This window comes from Gemella sp. zg-1178, from assembly GCF_018790995.1.
GTDB lineage: Bacteria > Bacillota > Bacilli > Staphylococcales > Gemellaceae > Gemelliphila.
Genome location: NZ_JAHKEI010000053.1, coordinates 1 through 1,491, shown reverse-complemented (window position 1 = coordinate 1,491; position 1,491 = coordinate 1). Strand labels below are relative to the sequence as shown.

Below are 1,491 nucleotides of genomic sequence, written 5' to 3'. Positions count from 1 at the left end.
AATCTCCTAGGTCGTATACATCTACTAAACAGTCATTTGCTATCCCCCAAATAAATGATTTTAGGGCGTTGTAGCTTGTATTACTTAACATATGTTTTCCTCTGCTTTCTTTATGTTTTTAAATTTTGGCATTGTAAAATCTCCTTTATTTTACTTTTAATTATACTATAAATAGCTTAAATAGGCTATGTTATTCTCTGCTGAACTTATTATAATTTTTTTAGCTGGGCAAGTAAATTTTTAAGTTTAAAAATAAAATCCCCTGAAATTTATTCAGGGGTTTTTGATAGATGGGTTTCATAAAAGTATTGTCTGCAAGGCTTAGTAGCTTGTGTTTTTTGGCAAGTTTTACAAGAATAGTTAAGCCTTTTTAATAGATTTCTATATTTCCTAAAATTAATATAAAAAAATTTATTTTGCGTCAAAAATTTGCTATTATATAGTTACAAGCCAGGAGGTGTTTATGAAAAATTTTATAAAAAATTTGCTTGTTCTTCTTCAATTATTTTCTTTATTCCTAGCCAGTATTTTATTTTTTATTTTAAAAATTTCATTTTACTTTCCTATCTACAAAAGTTTTTATTTGAAAAATAATTTAGCTCATAAGCTTGGTGTCAGTAATGAGCAATTATTAAATTATACTGAAAATCTTTTTGCCTATTTAAAAAATAATACAAGTCTTGATAGGAGCTGGTTTACTAATAAGGATATTCTCCACATGGTCGATGTGAGAAATCTTTACTTAATCAGTAGCAAGATTATGTATCTACTATTTTTTATATTTATAATTTTGACAATAAGCAATATATTTATTTTTAAAAAAAATTATTTAAAAATTATTAGTAAATTATTTAATAGGCTGCTAGCAATTTTTATGCTACTTATTTTTAGCCTAGCTCTATACATAAGTATAAATTTTACTAAATTTTGGATAAGTTTCCATGAAATTTTATTTAGCAATGACCTATGGCTACTAGACCCTGCCGAGTCAAATCTAATAAAAATGTTTCCAGAAAATTTTTTCTTTTTCCTAGTTGCAAGTATAATAATTAGTCTAATAATTTATTTTGTATTACTCATAATTTTAAAGAAAATTCTTAGTAAAAAATATGCCAATAAATTATAGTGCAATTTAATATTTGTAAACAAAAAGGAGCTGGAACATTTTATAGTCTTCTAGCTTCTTTTTAGTAATACTTATTTTATATTGCATATTAAGATTGTAATTAAGTTTTCTATGTATTCTTTTCTTAATCTGTTAGGTTCGATTTTGTCGGCTAATTCCCCTGCTTGCCCCTCTTTTTATTTCTTTTCTAGCATTTAATTTATTCTTGAAAGTTTTTTAATTTTAATCCAATCATATCTCTCCAACCTCCTTAAGTTCACTTCTGTAGTAATATTCTGGAATTTCTGTTATGCTTATCTTTTTTTCGTCTAGTATTCTTTGATGGCTTCTTGATAAGAAGATACCCGAGCTAATAAATAGTTTTC

Annotated in this window: 1 protein-coding gene; it reads left to right on the top strand. The window is 25.5% G+C overall.

All coding sequences use genetic code 11. The features are described from left to right. Nucleotides 1–463 precede the first annotated feature (463 nt). Entirely contained in the window at nucleotides 464–1,126 is a 663-nt protein-coding gene (locus KMP12_RS07340; RefSeq protein ID WP_215757063.1) for a TIGR01906 family membrane protein, read from the top strand. The last annotated feature ends 365 nt before the right edge of the window (nucleotides 1,127–1,491 follow it).